We start from the raw sequence: 16,364 nt of genomic DNA, 5'->3' as shown, positions 1-16,364 counted from the left end.
GATCCCGACGGGCTTCCAGGCACAACCTCGTTGCGCGCTCACGTAATTCTTGAGGGTATTTATAATTGGCCATAGTCCAATCAGCTTATCCTTCCGGGATATCTGGCACACCCTCCATCAAACCAGGGACGATTCACAGGCATAGGGGCCTGTTAAACATGGATTTGTCTAGAATTCATCGTTTGCCAGGAGCCCTATGCCTGCTGTTCCATTATTCATCATGGACCCCTTATGGAGCCAATTTGAAGCACTCATCCCACCCGTAGTCGATGAGCATCCGCTAGGATGCCACCGGCCTCGCATCCCAGACCGAGTCGTGTTCGACAAGCTGGTGCAAGTGCTGGTGCTGGGTGCTTCCTATGCCAAGATCAGCGATACCACGTGTTCGGCGACCACGATCCGGCGGCGCCGAGATGAATGGATTGGCGCCGGCATCTTCACTGCGTTAGAACAGCTCTGTTTAGAAGCCTACGACCGAATCGTGGGCTTGGAACTCGAGAATCTGTGCGTTGACGGATGTATTGTCAAAGCCCCGTGTGGCGGCCAAATCGCAGGCAGATCCCCGGTAGATCGCGGCAAGCAAGGTACCAAACGCTCCGTGATGACCGACGGCGCCGGCATCCCCATCGGTGTCCTCGCCGCCCCGGCTAATCGCAACGACTCACCCTTACTGGCACCCACGTTGCAGAAATTAGACCGCTTTGGTGACTATCTGCCACAGCAGATCACGGTGCATCTGGATGCCGGTTATGACTCCGCCAAAACCCGTGGGCTGTTGACCGCTTTGGGCCACGATTGGCAGATCAGTACCAAAGGCGAACCCTTACAAGCCGGAGCCCGCTGGGTGGTGGAACGGACCAACGCCTGGCACACCCGTGGATTCAAAAAACTGTTAGTCAACACCGAACGCCGGGCCACCGTCAACGACGCTTTTATTGCGCTAGCCAACGCGATCATCATGATCCGCCGACTGGTCCGCGAAGCCTGGACCACCTAGCGCTGGGACACCCGACCCGAACGAAAACCCTAACCTATCGGCACATGTTCTTAGTCAAACCCCTGTAACAGTTCGTCCTTTCTCAGTTACCCATTTTGGCGGGGAGAAGAGAAAAGGGAAAACCTTCTGTACGCCACTACCGAGCAATAAAGACGAAAGGACAATAAGAATAGTCGTCAGAATAACGAGAGCGATGGCTAATGCCAGCCCACCAGAAAGGAACCCAAAAAAATGAGCTGTTACCGTTATGATCGGAACATGAAGCACATATATTTGAACGGTATTTTTGCCAATATAAACAATAAGTTCATTCAGGAGTCTCCATTTCCTTAAGGCAGAACTTACCCGAGGAAACAAAACAATAATGGCGGCTATCCCGCTCAGAGCTAGAAAGTTATAGACCAAACCCGAAAATATTGGACCTAGAGCGATTCGAACAATTAGATAAAAGCTTAGGAGACCCATAAAGCAAATTACGCTCAACCAAATATTCCGTTTTTGTCGTGACTCCGCGATGGACAGAAAAACATTAGAAAAATAGGCTCCAGCTAAGAACCAAGGGAGGTTGAGCAGCGCTGTGCTCAGTAATTGCAACTGTGACAGCATACCCATTGCGGCAACGGTGGCGACTAATAAAGAGATCCCAAGGGTTAAGCGCGGTATTGCGATACCGAGTTTCGCTATAGGAAAGAAAAGTGCCAGGGCCCATAAATACCACAGGTTACTCGGGTTATAAGTCAACTGTGAAATAAAGCTAGGAATATCATTAGCGACAGCAGTTGGTATCTCAATATCCCGTGGAAGGGATAGGAAAAGCACAGTCTGTAAAACTAACCAGACCACGTATATATAATAGTATGAGCCAGTTTTACGCCTGAGTACTTCGCTCCACGGCATGCTTTGCGCGCTTGCTCCTAGCAGTCCTGACACTAAGAAAAAGATAGGCATCCGTAACGGTTGAAACGCGACAACGAAGCCTAGCAACAACTGGGATCCGTTCATATCCAAAGGGATTACGAATTTTGTGATCACGTGTGTAATTACGACAGCAAGAATTGCGAATGCTTTGGCATAATCGAGCCACAGGATACGTTGCCCACGAGCTCTCACCACTCGCGAATTTAATTCGACAGACACAGATCCTCCGGGTGTAAAATTGTAAAGTCGTAAATCTGCTCGTTTATAATTGGTGCAACCTCTCGGCAATTTAGACCGCGAGTTCTCATATCTCTCATCAACGAGCCACACCCTCTGCCTTGGTCTCGCGTTGCTGCGAATCGGCTATACGCTTTCGGGCCACATGGATCACAACAAGAACAAAGATTAAGCCAAATACAATTGCCGGGACGACTGGAACAAAAGAATTCCGAATATGGTTAAATAGAGGAACCGCGACCACTATGTAAATAGCCATGCGTGATGCCGTCCCATAACCTCGCGAAAAAGCTACCATTATGATGGCAATTATTGCCATAATGACCACTACGCCCACTTCGGCAAGATTGTGGTATGCCTCTCCAATAACCGAACCGCCAATCCCGCCGGCTCGATTGAGGATCTCCACGTTAAATAGCCTCATGTCCTCATAAACAGGTAGACGCTGTGCACCCAAGGTCACCTGCTCTGCAGCTCTAGCAATGGACACAGTATATGTATCTCCCAGGCGGAACGGATCACCCGCCTCATGCCACTGAACAACTGTAGCCACGACACGAAGGGTTGAACCTAGTTCAGTTAGTGCGGCTACAGGCGACCCGTCGACTGTATTCAAGCCTGATGCCGAAAGACCTGTAGCTCTAATTTGCTTAGCCGTTGCGATCAAAGCCAATAAAGCTACCAAACCGAAGAGCACAACCGGAACGTTCGGCATAGAACGCCTTTGTGCCAGTACCGAGGCTGCGACGGCCATGGGAAAAAGAACCTCCCCTCGTAGGCCCAGAAAGAAGCCTATCACTGCAAACAAAGCAAACAAGACAAGCGCTGGTACAGCGAGATTCTTCGCACGTGTCATGACTGTCAACCCGAGACCCACGCCAATCCCCATATATGTCAGGTTCAAATTCGTGGGCCGTGTAGCAGCCAAAAAATCCTGGTAGGACCCAAAGAGACCCGCTAACCCCACGCTCGAAATAGCCGAAATAAACCATAGGGCAGTAGATATGAGAAGCAGCCACGAACCTGCGCGTGATAGACGATAAGCCAGCTCGTCGTCAGCGCCGCTGAGACGTTCATCTGCATAGATGGGACGTTTCTTTTGTCCTACCATACCTAAAACAAGCAGAGAGACAAAAACATATGCAACAACACCAAGCGTCGTCAGATGAGTAGCATAAACACCTACGGGTCCGTTGTACCAGATATAGTCAGCTGCTCTCGGGAAATCCGGGTCGATCCCTGACAAAATGTTGACGATTAATCCATAATGGAACACACCCACGACGACAAGGAAAAGTGTAACTGGCGACCAGAATCCAGTCCACGTACAACGGGCTAATGAAAAAATACCTAGCACGTAGATTACAAGAGCGATCCATGCCATAACTGAGCGGGATGGGGGCCCTAAATAAACACTGGCGAGCAATGTTCCTATTGCCAACAAAAACCACAGAATAAGGTGCAAGGGCCTTCGACGTCTTAATCGAACCTCTAACGGCGCTTTACTGGCATGCCCACGGAACTTGGAGCGTTTGCGAGATCCAGTGCCCGCAACTTTATTCTGATTGGTGGTTATCAAATCGTTCCTTCGGCAAACGATGAATTGTCCCGGATAGGTACGAAATCTCTTTGCCGTACTATTTCACGAGACACTTTCAAATTCTTAATTACCCTAGCTGGGCTGTAGAGAACGACGTAGTTATGGTTGAATAATTACGCTTCAGCGTTCAAAGTCTGAGAACCTATGTTCAGATGCGCAACGATATTGACTTAAGCTTTGATTCCCATCCCTACAGGTGCCAATTTCGATTCACCTCTCCAGTGGCTCCCTAGAGATGGCCCCTGCCAAGATATTGGCACCGCTATGTCTCTCACCAAGAGGTAGACGTCTTGCTCGGATCATTAGTTCAGGGGATACATAGTCTGAGATGGCACTAAATACCTCCCATATGACTCGGCACCTCTTGCCGCTTGAACGTCTTGTTAATGCCGACGCCAACGACAAGGAGCATGACCCCATAAGCTACGACACTTCCTAGAGCAGCACCAAGCGCTCCGTGGACGGGCACCAGAATAGAAAGCACGACGGCGAGAGTAACAAAACCAAGTATTCCTGACGCGCTGGATATATAAGGTCGATTATAGCCAGCCAGAACCCGCACTGTGATCAAGTAAGGACTCAGTAAAAGCTCAGCTATCAACAACGTACGCACGATAACAACTGAATCGGCGTAGTCGGAGCCGAAAACGAACGGAATTAGCCACGGAGCTGATATCCAAATGAGGCAGCCATAAATAAGCGTTATGCCTAAACTTATTGACAGGAATTTTTTATATTTTTGAACAGTCATAGTTCCTGCTGCAGCCTCTCGATAGGCTACCTGACCAATCGAGTTAGATACGACCTGCATTAGCGAAGCAGGCGTAACCGCTACAGCATATATGCCGAGATTATAGGCGTTGGATAAGAAACCAAGAAATAGTTGATCGGAACGAAACGTTAAGGTCTGACCGAGTCCGATGCCCCAAAACCTTATGCCATTACGGAGAAGCGACTTACCTTTATCAGCCGATACTGTACCGAGATCGACTTTGAATCTTTTAATAAAGACAATCATGGCGAGAATTCTTACCAAGAAGCCGGTTACATAAGCACAAAGAGCTCCCATTAGTGGGTGTGACGTGGCATCTAGTAAGTAAATCCCAACTAGAACGACCATCGTTATGAAATGGCCGATCGTATTTGCAAACGCAGATAAGCTTACTCTTCCGACCGCGTTGAAGAGATCCAACATCTGACTACCCAGGAACGTAAACGCACCCAGTAAAGAAATTATAATAATATTAATACTGAAGTCTGTAAAGCCCACTAAAACGAAAACAGTTAAAACGCTACTAACAATGATTAAGTTCAGTACGAGTAGCAGGGTCGTGAGGCGCAAATAGGTGCGTAAACTCGCCCAGGGTGCCTTAGGTTGAAAAGTCCTGACCGCGTGATTAGTCCCCATGGACGAAATAAGAAAGCCAACTGACGAGACTGTTATAGCTAGTGCCAATAGTCCGCGATCATCAGGATCAAGTAAGCGGGCCGTCAACACTCCCGTGATTAAGCTGAACAGCATGCCTGTAAAGTTCCATAGGATGGCGCCAAACGCTTCTCGCCTCTGAGAGGATCGACGATGTATGTTAATCTTCGCTATCACCTGAGAGATTGTGTGACCTGTTTTTCTCAAGAACGCATTGACTAATTGGTGAATTCTCTGCATCTAAAAACCACTAACAGCGAAATAAGGCAAGTTCGATCCGTCTCCGTGATGACTCATTGTAAACCCCACACGCGCAGGTGCTCCTCAACCGCTCGCGATATCTGGAAGGGACTCTTTAGGAAAGAGGCGTGTATTGCTGCGCGACCCTCGGAAGCTCTTAAGAGGGCCTTGGCCCACGTTTCATCAGACTCTGCTAGATCCAGGGAATCAATACCTTCTGTGTAGGATTTGATCCATTCAACTCCTGGCAGGTTCGTCGAGACGACGGGTGTTCCACAAGCTAGCGCTTCTAGAACAACCCCTGGGAGCCCTTCACGCGATGAAGTGACTAGTAGTACGTCAGATTCACCGAGATGCTCAGCAACTTTCGGTGATTCGCCTATAATTTCAATGTTTGACCCCATTCGCGAAATGTCGTCATCAACTGCAATCCGAGCAGCATAAGTAGCTTCGTCTTCGTTCAGAGGCCCAACCAGCTTTAAGGTGCTTGGACGATGTAGTGCTACATTCGCCCATATATCAATGGCCCGTTTTCGATTCTTGGACCGTTCAAGACGAGCCACATTAGCAATTACCAAACGATCCCGAGAGTCCAGCTTCCGTTTGTCACGTCCGACTTGTGCTTTTTTCCGCAAGGCTATGGCATCTAAACCATTCGGAATAACCTGTGCCCGAGAACGCCAACGGCCACGTAATAGACCTGAGCCTTCGAGGGCAGCTGGGCTGACACCAAGCACTGCGGTAGCGAGAGCACTAACCAATAATCTTGAGAATGCCAAGTAGATTCGTCGTGAACCAGAAGTCGCACCACCGACGGCATCACTGCGAGAGTGTGCAATACGAATTGGTACCCGAGCAATCCATGCGGCGAGAATAACGGGCCCAGAGGCGACACCTAAATGCGAATGCACGACTCTCAGGCGACTTCGTTTCATCAGCCGAGCTGCGCGCCATATATCCCGAACATTCTTAATTTCGACGTACTCTACTTGGTGACCGCCGTGACGGATTTCCTGATCCAACGAACCCGTTTCGCCAGAGACGGCCAGAAACGTAAAAAGCATTCCAGTCTGCTGAACGATTTCCCACGTTCGTAACTCGGCCCCGCCGCGTCCCAGCCTACTAAAGACATGCATGACACCACTTGGAGGTAAAGGTAGCTCACCGATTTGGTTCGAGGCCGCTTGAGGAAACATCGTCCCTTCTTTCATATTGGAAAACACCCTTATGCAGGGCGACTAATCAAACCCCTGGTTTTGAGATCCTCATAAGGTACCAGATTGAGTATTTGCGCAGGTAGCTATTAGCACAACCTTTCGTAATGCCGGCGACGGCGTAGGCTCAGACCGGCCTGCGCACCTTACAATCTGTAACAGTATGGATCCGTAATATCTCCACGTTAGTTGGTGCGATCCAGCCGCTCATTTCTTACCTCGCATGGATTCCCGGCTGCGACAACTTGATTTGGAATATCCTTAGTAACCACTGCACCCGCACCTACAACACTTGCACGTCCGATGTTTGCACCTGGTAGGACCATCACGCGCATACCTAGCCACGATAGAGACCCAATGGTGAGAGATTTCCCGATGGCGCCTTGGAACTGTACTGGGGTTTTCGGGTCGGGCCATGCATGTGTATAGGTCAATACAATTGACTCGAAGCCGATGAGCGCGCCCTCTTCTATTCTCAAACCGGCCCTTGCGTCTAAGAGTACCGAGTTTGCAATTGAGACTTTGTCTTCTAGTACTAGATGCTCTGCACCCAATATTTTGATATTTCTACTGAGCCGCACTTCTTGTCCGACCTGGGCCCCAAGAGACCGCAGCGCCATTACTCGCAGGTTCCTAAAGCCGCGGTTAGGTAATTTAGCGATGAAAGAATTGAATGCAATCTCGCCAGCTTTCTTAATGTACCGCCTGAGTCCTCTGCGAGGAGGGCGATTATTTGTCGCTTGTGTTACTTGCACGTTATCCCTCTTCTGTAACCCATTCATCAAGAAACTCTGAAAGCACATCATCACCTGAGTAGTTGGCAGCAATTTCCCGTGCCACGACCCATTGCTGGCGGGCGCCCGTTGAGAGCCTCTCTGGATTCCCGACCACCGACATAACAATACTGGCTAGAGCGGAAGGATCGTTGGGCCGAAAAATCCATTCATTACCGAGTAGTTCAGGTACTCCACCCACGTTGGCACCCAAACATGCTATTCCGCTAGCCATTGCCTCAATCAGCACTCGAGGCAACCCCTCAGTCCTTGAAGGCAGCACGAACAGATCCGACTTTGAAATAAATTCTCTGACGTGATCTGCTGACGGGAGCCGATCAATGAAGTGGATATTGTCGCTCACTTGCAACTCCACAGCTAGTGCTTTCAGGCTGCTGTGGAGTTTCCCTCCACCAATTATCGTGACCTCCAATTTTAGGCTTTGCTTGCGTAATATTCGCGTAGCCTGAATCAAAAGGTCATGGCCTTTATAATTCTGTTCCTGGCTACCTGCAGTAATGATGCGGACAGGATCGCTTATCACATCTTCTGCGTAATCCCGCGGCCTTCGCGCAATGGCCTCTCTTGAAAGCTCTACGTTCGATCGCGACAGTACAGAGGCATTAGGTGCTGGCGGATAAATACTTTGCAAGACCCTACGAGTTACATATATAACAGCGTCTGACCTCAAAACCGTCTGCCGCGTCAAAAACGCTGATAGTGGAGCTATAAATATGCCCGCGCGCCCAGCAGCACCGCTTCGCAATACTTCTGCGGGGTCGCCGACCACTTGAGCTAGAAATCGGGCGCCAAGGATCCGAGCCTGGTGTAACAGCAAGATCCCCATCACATCAGGCAGTCGCCCACCGTAGAATACCTCCCGTTTCGTGAAATTGCTCTGAACAAACTTTCGAAGGCGAGGCAGAACCCTTACAAGTTGGGTTAATCCACGGTAGTACGGTGCCTCTATTACTCGGAGGCCTGGACCTTCAACTTTAGGGCCATTAGCATTAGGCACCGACTCCACCCTACTGACGAGTGCTACTTCGTCAAAGGTCTTAAGGTAACCGGTCCATGCTTCATATCGGGCGTAGCCCACTGGCGCCCGAATCACACCGTCGGCGTCGCGCTGTAGGCGCGACTGAATCGCGAAAACAAGTTGTTTTTTCACAATAGATCTTTAGTTTTCTAAAACCGCTGGTCTACGACGTCGCGAGACAGCTGGGATCTGAGGTCGTAAACGACACCATTATCCGAGCGGAGTAATTCACGAATCCTATCATTTCCATCTTCTACAAACTCTTCATGGGGGACGGCCAGGACTATGCCGTCGTAAGTGCGACTTTCTACCTCGTTCAGCAGTTCAATGCCCAAATATTCACAAGCTTCGGTAGCGGAAGCCCACGGATCGTAGACATCTACCTTGATGCCGTATTCACAAAGCTCACTCACGATATCGACAACTCTAGTATTACGCAGGTCAGGCGTATTCGCCTTGAAGGTCAATCCTAAAATCAGCACACGCGCCCCGTTAATAGGCATAGCGCGCTGTGATAACAATTTTACGAGTTGTGCGGCTACATGGCTGCCCATCGAATCATTTATGCGTCGTCCCGCTAGGACCATTTCAGGATGAAAACCTATCGACTTAGCTTTATGTGTCAGGTAATACGGGTCGACGCCGATACAGTGGCCTCCAACTAGCCCTGGAGTAAAATGTAGAAAATTCCATTTGGTAGCGGCTGCATCTAATACATCGTGGGTATCAATCTCTAACTGTGCAAACAGAAGCGCGAGTTCATTGATCAATGCAATGTTAACATCACGCTGGGTATTTTCGATTACTTTCGCTGCCTCAGCCACTTTTATGGACGGTGCGAGATGTGTCCCGGCCGTAATAATCGACCTATAAAGGGAATCTATGCGTTCGGCAGCTTCCGGAGTAGATCCAGAAGTTACTTTAGTGATATCAGATAACCGGTGCTTTTTATCGCCCGGGTTAATTCTCTCAGGAGAATACCCGACTGTGAAATGCTTATTGAGCTCTAATCCTGAAACTCTCTCTAGGACCGGCACACACTGCTCCTCCGTGGCGCCGGGATAGACCGTGGATTCATAAATGACAACGTCGCCTTCACGAAGAGCATTGCCTATCGAAGTGGACGCAGCTAGTAGCGGCCCTAAATCGGGTTCTTTGTGTTCATTGATTGGAGTCGGGGTTGTGACGATATAGACGTTGGCTTTAGTTAGGATCGATTCATCCGCCGACACTTCCAGCCTGGCTGCGCTCTGTAATTCGTGGTCTGGCACTTCAAGAGTCCGGTCATGTCCTGCTCTCAGTTCCTGAACTCGACGAGCGCTAATATCGAAGCCTACTACATCGTAGTGTTTTGAGAATTCGACAGCTAACGGAAGCCCTACGTAACCTAGACCTACTACAGCGATGCAAGTTTCTTTATCCATTTTCGAGCCCCTTTCTAGTGACTAATTCCTTTTTAAACCAACTAATAGTTTCGGTGAGTCCGTCACTTAACTTGGTCGGTCGTACATTCGGAAACATCTGGCTTACTGATGTGGAATCAGCTTGCGATGCTTTGACGTCTCCTCGACGAGGCTCTCTATGCTGGCGTTCGACTTTTTGACCCAGAATGTTTTCAATCTCGTCTAAAAGTTCAAGCAAGGTCGTGTTGGTGTTAAACGCCAAGTTCATGGGGGCGTTGCTGTATCGTTTGTTCAGGACAGCTTCTGTTATCACTTGGCATACGGTATCAACGTAAGTGAAGTCACGTGATTGAGTCCCGTCCCCATATATCTGCGCAGATCTTCCCGTTAGGGCTGCATCGATAAATTTCGGAATGACAGCTGCATAGTCGTGGTCCGCCGCCTGACCTGGGCCATAAACGTTGAAAAAGCGGAAAGCTAGCGTCTTCAGTCCATATGCTGCCTGGTAAGCGAGTGCATAGCCTTCCGTAGCAAGTTTACTGACAGCATAAGGACTCATCGGTCTAGTCCAATCGTCTTCATGCTTGGGCAGTTTTGGGTTTGATCCGTAAACCGAACTTGAGGAAGCAACAATCACCTGCTCGACCTCCTGTGCGCGAGCAGCCTCAAGTACCATCAACGTACCTGTGCTATTGGCATCATGAGATCGCACGGGATGCGCAATAGACCGCGGCACGCTAGGGATAGCCCCTAGATGGACTACTGAATCAATCTCTTCCATGGCATGCGTCAGGATCGATTTGTCTAAAATCGATCCTTCAATGAATTCGACATCTAATCCGGTTAAGTTCTTTCTAGAACCTGTGCTGAGATCATCCACAACACGTACAGTCTCGAACTGGTTCGAATCCAGGAAATGCTTGGAAAGGTTGGAGCCAATAAACCCGGCCCCACCGGTAATCAGAACTTTCACTTAACGTCACTACTTTCGAGATATTGAGGGAGTCTTTTGGGTTGTGGCAGGTCATAACGGCCTAGAGCGATCGCTTCTATTCCAGACCAAATTTTCTCGGGTTGGAATTGAGTTTCAGCCCGATGTTGAGCGTTATCACCTAGTCGACGCGCCAGACCACGGTCGTCCGCGAGTAAATTAAAACAATCTACTAGAGCTTCGGCGTCACGAGCATCCACGAGTAACCCAGTCTCACCGTCCACTATCGTATCAATGGCACCAGTCACACGCGTCGTAATGGCAGGAATTCCAGCTGCTGCTGCTTCAATGACAACATTTCCAAACCCTTCACGAAGAGTTGGCAAGCATAGCAGATCAATCGCTGGCAAGTATCCCCACATATCGTCGGTCCATGGCACCACACGTATCCGGGAACTAGTGGCTTGGATGACCGTCTCAAGGGCTGAGTCCTCGATCGAACCGATGATGAGAAGTTCTACGTCAGCTCTAAGGTTCGTGCTTTTTAGTGCAGTCAAAAGCACGTCTACGCCCTTGGCAGGCGTGACTCGACCGATATAACCCACGACAAATTTGCCCGGTTCGATGCCGAGTTGTCTTCTAAGTGATGACCCATCGACTTGCGCTATCCGATCCTTGATCTTAACTGTGTCGACCCCATTACTACTGCCTTCACCGATAAGCCATACGTCATCCCAGGATGTCAATCTACGTCGCACAAGCTCTTTTGCAAGTGACGGACTTATAGCGATAACGTCCGTAGCCATCATGATTGTCGCCCGTTCCATAATCCACAGAAGCCTTGACAGCAGACCGGACGTTCCTTCTAGACGTAGGCCACGAACGGTATATATACGCTTCGGCACTCTGTGAATCCAAGCGGCAAAGATCCCAAGTAAGCTCGCCTTAGGCGTGCCTAGGTTGACAACATGGGGTCGCACTTTTCGAATGGCTCGCGCCCAGTCGATTAACGACTTGAGGTCTCTAGACGGCTGGATGTGGCGTTGCATTGGTATTCCGAGAAGAGAGACTTTTTCGCGTTCTGCAGCATACTTCGCGTCTTTATCTGGAGACGTGGCAAGTGTAACTTCCCATCCCCGTCGACGAAACCAAGCAAGTTGGCCTCGAAGAAGAGCCCGGGCGCTTAAGCCCACTGTTGTGCCGAAAAGAATTCGTTTTCCTGGGGGATAAATAATTTTCATAATCGACGTCTAGTTAGCCTCTTCGTACTTGTTCGAACGGTTCGAGACCTCGCCTAGTTGCCTAGGTAGAGGTCGTGCGGGTACTCCTACAACGGTAGCCATAGGGTCCATGTCCTTCACAACACAGGCGCTAGCGCCGATAATGCCCGAGTGACCAATTTTTAGACCTTGCAGGATTACAGACGCTGCGCCGACGAGAGTCCTGCGCTGGACGATAACTTCGCCGGAGATAACAGCGCCGGGGTTGACCGAGACGTAATCTTCCAGGATAGTGTCGTGACCTATTGTTGCATTGGGGTTCACGTGAACGTGCCGACCAAAGCGGGCGTTTGTTGAGATCTGTGCACCAGAACAAATAACGCTGCCCTCGCCTAATACACATCGAGTGCCCACCGTGGCGGCTGGGTGCACCACCGTCAGGGCCCTCCACCCAACACTCAAAAGTTTATTATCCACGAGGTCCTTAATCTTGGGAGCTCCGATAGCCAGGATAAAGCGCATGGGGCTTGTTTTAGCAACAACCTCATCAACAGTACCCAAATACGTGTAATCGCGGTCTTCTAATCGCTGTAAGTTTTGGGGACTCGGTAAGTCATCCGCCACGCCGATGACATCGATTAGGTGTTCGAATTTACTCTGAGCCCGCACGTCAGAGTTATGTGCTTCAATCACATCAAGAGTTTCACGCCCAAATCCGCCAGCCCCAATGACTACTACCTCAACTGACATGGGGCAAGCCTCCGAAGTAGTCAGTAAGTTCGTAACCTGCCTTATTAACACCTTTGCGATTCACAACAGCCGCGAGGGTACGCCAGAGGATCACAATATCCAGTCTTAAACTCCGTTGGTCAACGTAGCGGACATCAAGTTCAAATTTACTTTCCCACTCAACGTCGTTGCGCCCATTCACTTGTGCCAAACCCGTTATGCCAGGCAGAACTTCATGTCTCCGGGCTTGTTCTTCGGTGTAGAGGGGTAAGTAATGCACTAGTAGTGGTCGCGGACCCACAATACTCATTTCGCCTTTGAGGACATTCACCAACGACGGAAGCTCATCCAAACTTGTTGCGCGTAGTTTTCTACCGAACGGTGTGATCCGATCCTCATCAGTCACAATACCGCGAGACTCATCAGCATCGAGCATGCTACGAAACTTATAGAGTGTGAATAGCTCTCCTTTGAGCCCGGGCCGCTCCTGTTTAAATATCACTGGAGAACCTAGCTTCACCTTGACCACTAAAGCAGTCACGCCGATGACTGGTGACAGAGCGACGAGCCCTACCCCGGCGCAGACGATATCAAGTCCACGCTTGAGATAATCATACTTTTTTGCGTTTCTCATAATCCAAACTGCTCCACGATACGGGACAACGCGTTAGTTATCAGTTCAAACTGGGATTCGCTCATTTCAGATCCGCTGGGCAGCGTTAACCCTGATTCAAACTGCCTCTGTGAGGCGCCGGTAATCTTGCCAGGCTGACCCGAGAACACTGGCTGCAGGTGCATAGGCTTCCAGAGGGGGCGCGATTCAATATTAGCGTCCTGTAGTCCGGCCTGTAGGGTATCGGCTGAGAGGTTTGAGGTACTCGGATCGATAATTATGGAGGTTAGCCAGCAATTATCTTCCTCATCAGTACCCCCGAAAATATCGACTCCGGGGATCTCTGCGACAAAATCTCGGTATCTGTCACGCCAACACCGCCGACGTTCTATCATTTCATCGAGGCGAGATAGTTGCGCCCTTCCTAGGGCGGCTAGCACATTACTCATTCGGTAGTTATAGCCAATATCAGTGTGTTCATAATGCACTACAGGTTGTCGTGCCTGAGTTGATAAGTACCGTACGTGCTGGGCAAAATCGCCTTCGTCTGTCAACAGCATGCCGCCACCGGAAGTCGTCATGATTTTATTTCCATTGAAGGAGAGGACCGCTGCCTTACCGAACGATCCCGCCGGGCGGCCGTTATGAGTAGCGCCGAGTGACTCAGCGGCGTCAGCCAGAATAGGCACGTCGAATTCTTCGCAGATGGGTTCAAGCTGTGTGTAGTCCGCAGTTTTGCCGAGCAAGTCCACAGGGACCACAGCGGCAGCGGGAGTGCCCTGCTCAGTAAGTTCAGATAGAGCTTCATGCAAGAGCTGAGGGTCCATATTACCGGTAACGGGGTCTGAATCGACGAAATATGGGGTCGCACGAGTATATGTGATGGCATTAGCCGTTGCCGCAAAGGTCATAGTCGAAGTGACGACGATATCACCGGGCTTTACGCCCAGAGTCAGGAGACCCAAGTGTAAAGCGGCGGTGCCGGAGCTCAACGCCACCGCGTAACTCACTCCAATTCGCTCAGCCATTTCTTGTTCGAAGGCATCGATCTCCGGCCCGGCAGGCGCGGCCCAACCGCTTCGAACTGCTGCCAGAACTGCTTGTTCTTCGAGTTCAGTGATATCTGGCCGGGAAAGAAAGATTCGTTCACTCATGTTTTTATTGTTCCCTTCTCATCTTCCATGCGCTCAAGCCAGACAGTCAGATCCATATTCTCTGGTGCTAAATGATCCACTGTCGCATGTGAAATCTGCTCATGAAATGGACGTTCCAAGTTTTCTTTGACTCCGACGAGTTCTTCGTGGAGTTTCTCTCCCTCACGAAGACCTGTATAGACGATTTCGATGTCTTTTCCGGAGATCGCGATCATGCGTTTTGCGATATCCAGAATTTTTACCGGTTCTCCCATGTCGAGGATGAGGACCTCGCCTGCGCGTCCAATTCCGCCAGCTTGGATAACCAGCTGACAGGCTTCCGGGATGGTCATGAAATACCGAGTGACGTCGGGGTGGGTGACTGTGAGGGGTCCCCCACTTTCAATCAGGGATTGGAAAGTAGGTAACATCGAGCCCCGGCTTCCAATCACGTTGCCGAACCGCACAGATAAATATGGGCGTCCAGTTTCTTTCGCTGCCCACGCTGTAACTTTTTCAGCTACCCGTTTGGAATGACCGAGAGCACTCGAAGGGTTGGCAGCTTTATCAGTTGAGATGTTAATAAACGTGGATACATCACTTGCCATGGCTGCCTGCACAACGTTCAGTGTGCCAAGCACGTTGGTTTTCCATGCCTCATGTGGGAACTTTTCCAACATTGGCAGGTGTTTGAGCGCTGCCGCGTGGAATACAACGTCCGGTTTGCGATCTTCGAAGATCTTGCGGATAACGTCGGCTTCGCGAATATTGGCGAGAATAATTTCTTCGCCATCGAGAAGACCGTTACCCTGGCTTCGGATCTGAGCTTGTTGTAATGCTGTCTCGTCGCGGTCGAGCATAATCAGCTCCTTGGGTCCAAACTTCGATAGCTGTACACACAGCTCAGAACCGATAGAGCCGCCAGCACCAGTAACGAGGACTTTTTTTCCGGTAATAAACCCAGCGATCTCCTCGATATTAGTATCTACCGCTGTACGTCCAATGAGATCTTCAATAGAAACTGACCGAAGATCTTGAGCTGCAATTGGGCCCTCCATCATTCGCTGAATCGTCGGCGCCCTCATAACTTTCAGTCCGGCAGCAGTGCCGCTGTCAGTTAAATCTCGCAATAACTCTTGCTGGACATCACCTATTGCAACAATGAGAACTTTTGCCCCTGTTTGTTTAGCCACGCTCGCAATGTCTTGTGTCCCTCCAAGGACAGGCACCCCATGAAGCTGGAGCCGCTTTTTCGTCACGTCGTCGTCAATGAGACCGACAACGCGGAGAGGTGACTGTGGATCTGTCCGCATAGCGCGCACTACGACTTCGCCTGCTTGCCCTGCGCCAACAACAAGTGCCGGTGTTGCGACCAAACCCGGTTTACGGTTCCTGTCGATCAACAGGCGGTATGCATATCGCACTCCGAACATCGCCACCAGCGCTAGAGGGAAGGCGATAATCGCAAGACTTCTCGGCAATTCCGCTTCAAAGCCCACAAAGAGTAGAACGAGCGAAAAGATCACACTGGTCATAAATGCTGCGATGGTAACTACGCGAATTTCATCGAATGAACCGTAGGCATATCGATTGAGATACAGGCCGATGCTAAAGCCTACGATCACGAAGAATAGAGCCATACCTATGCCCAATAGGAGTGTGGCGTCCCAGTCCGTGCTTGTCAGATCGAATTCATACCGCAGTTGCGATGCAACGACAGTAGCAATGATCCAAATGCCGCCATCTAGAAAGGAGAGAATAGCGGTTTTATATCGTGCGCGCCGAACCCTGAGTGTTCGGCTGGATTCATTTGTAAACATCACAGCAGCACCTTCTTGGGTGCATGGATGTGATTTGAGGTGTGTGATTGGTGATGAGGTGTGAGTGTGTG

At 50.0% G+C, this 16,364-nt stretch carries 13 protein-coding genes; 1 reads left to right on the top strand and 12 read right to left on the bottom strand.

What is annotated here, in order from left to right; all coding sequences use genetic code 11:
• Positions 1-196: 196 nt before the first annotated feature.
• Positions 197-997 (top strand): IS5 family transposase, encoded by an 801-nt coding sequence (locus ACYVJT_RS12160; RefSeq protein WP_343959326.1) that lies wholly within the window; start codon positions 197-199, stop codon positions 995-997.
• Between the two features lie 54 nt (positions 998-1,051).
• On the opposite strand, the gene ACYVJT_RS12155 is transcribed toward ACYVJT_RS12160, so the two are convergent.
• The 12 genes from ACYVJT_RS12155 to ACYVJT_RS12100 form a co-directional block, all read right to left on the bottom strand.
• Positions 1,052-2,134 (bottom strand): acyltransferase family protein, encoded by a 1,083-nt coding sequence (locus ACYVJT_RS12155; RefSeq protein WP_343959328.1) that lies wholly within the window; start codon positions 2,132-2,134, stop codon positions 1,052-1,054.
• A gap of 97 nt (positions 2,135-2,231) precedes the next feature.
• Positions 2,232-3,596, bottom strand: coding sequence for an O-antigen polysaccharide polymerase Wzy (gene wzy / locus ACYVJT_RS12150; RefSeq protein ID WP_499418441.1), 1,365 nt, complete (start codon positions 3,594-3,596; stop codon positions 2,232-2,234).
• Between the two features lie 490 nt (positions 3,597-4,086).
• Complete coding sequence (locus ACYVJT_RS12145; protein ID WP_499418440.1) at positions 4,087-5,385, bottom strand: oligosaccharide flippase family protein; 1,299 nt, start codon at positions 5,383-5,385, stop codon at positions 4,087-4,089.
• Positions 5,386-5,471: 86 nt separating this feature from the next.
• Positions 5,472-6,482 (bottom strand): glycosyltransferase, encoded by a 1,011-nt coding sequence (locus tag ACYVJT_RS12140; protein ID WP_343959334.1) that lies wholly within the window; start codon positions 6,480-6,482, stop codon positions 5,472-5,474.
• 906 nt (positions 6,483-7,388) lie between these two features.
• Positions 7,389-8,057, bottom strand: coding sequence for a glycosyltransferase (locus ACYVJT_RS12135; protein WP_343959337.1), 669 nt, complete (start codon positions 8,055-8,057; stop codon positions 7,389-7,391).
• A gap of 536 nt (positions 8,058-8,593) precedes the next feature.
• Positions 8,594-9,868, bottom strand: coding sequence for a nucleotide sugar dehydrogenase (locus ACYVJT_RS12130; RefSeq protein WP_343959339.1), 1,275 nt, complete (start codon positions 9,866-9,868; stop codon positions 8,594-8,596).
• Positions 9,861-10,820, bottom strand: a complete 960-nt coding sequence (locus tag ACYVJT_RS12125) for an NAD-dependent epimerase/dehydratase family protein (protein ID WP_343959341.1) — start codon at positions 10,818-10,820, stop codon at positions 9,861-9,863. The genes ACYVJT_RS12130 and ACYVJT_RS12125 overlap by 8 nt, the downstream gene beginning before the upstream one ends.
• Positions 10,817-12,019 (bottom strand): glycosyltransferase family 4 protein, encoded by a 1,203-nt coding sequence (locus ACYVJT_RS12120; RefSeq protein ID WP_343959343.1) that lies wholly within the window; start codon positions 12,017-12,019, stop codon positions 10,817-10,819. Before ACYVJT_RS12120 ends, ACYVJT_RS12125 begins: the two co-directional genes overlap by 4 nt.
• Positions 12,020-12,028: 9 nt before the next feature.
• Positions 12,029-12,748, bottom strand: a complete 720-nt coding sequence (locus tag ACYVJT_RS12115; protein ID WP_343959346.1) for an acetyltransferase — start codon at positions 12,746-12,748, stop codon at positions 12,029-12,031.
• A complete protein-coding gene (locus ACYVJT_RS12110; RefSeq protein WP_343959348.1) occupies positions 12,738-13,361 on the bottom strand; it encodes a sugar transferase in 624 nt (207 codons plus the stop codon). Before ACYVJT_RS12110 ends, ACYVJT_RS12115 begins: the two co-directional genes overlap by 11 nt.
• Positions 13,358-14,494 (bottom strand): DegT/DnrJ/EryC1/StrS family aminotransferase, encoded by a 1,137-nt coding sequence (locus tag ACYVJT_RS12105; protein ID WP_343959350.1) that lies wholly within the window; start codon positions 14,492-14,494, stop codon positions 13,358-13,360. Before ACYVJT_RS12105 ends, ACYVJT_RS12110 begins: the two co-directional genes overlap by 4 nt.
• Positions 14,491-16,293: a polysaccharide biosynthesis protein gene (locus ACYVJT_RS12100; RefSeq protein WP_343959409.1), complete on the bottom strand. Its 1,803-nt coding sequence runs from the start codon at positions 16,291-16,293 to the stop codon at positions 14,491-14,493. The genes ACYVJT_RS12105 and ACYVJT_RS12100 overlap by 4 nt, the downstream gene beginning before the upstream one ends.
• Positions 16,294-16,364: the final 71 nt, after the last annotated feature.

The sequence above is a fragment of the Yaniella soli genome, assembly GCF_054782375.1.
The sequence above is the reverse complement of the archived record's forward strand: the minus strand, read 5'-3'. Positions and strand labels throughout refer to the sequence as shown.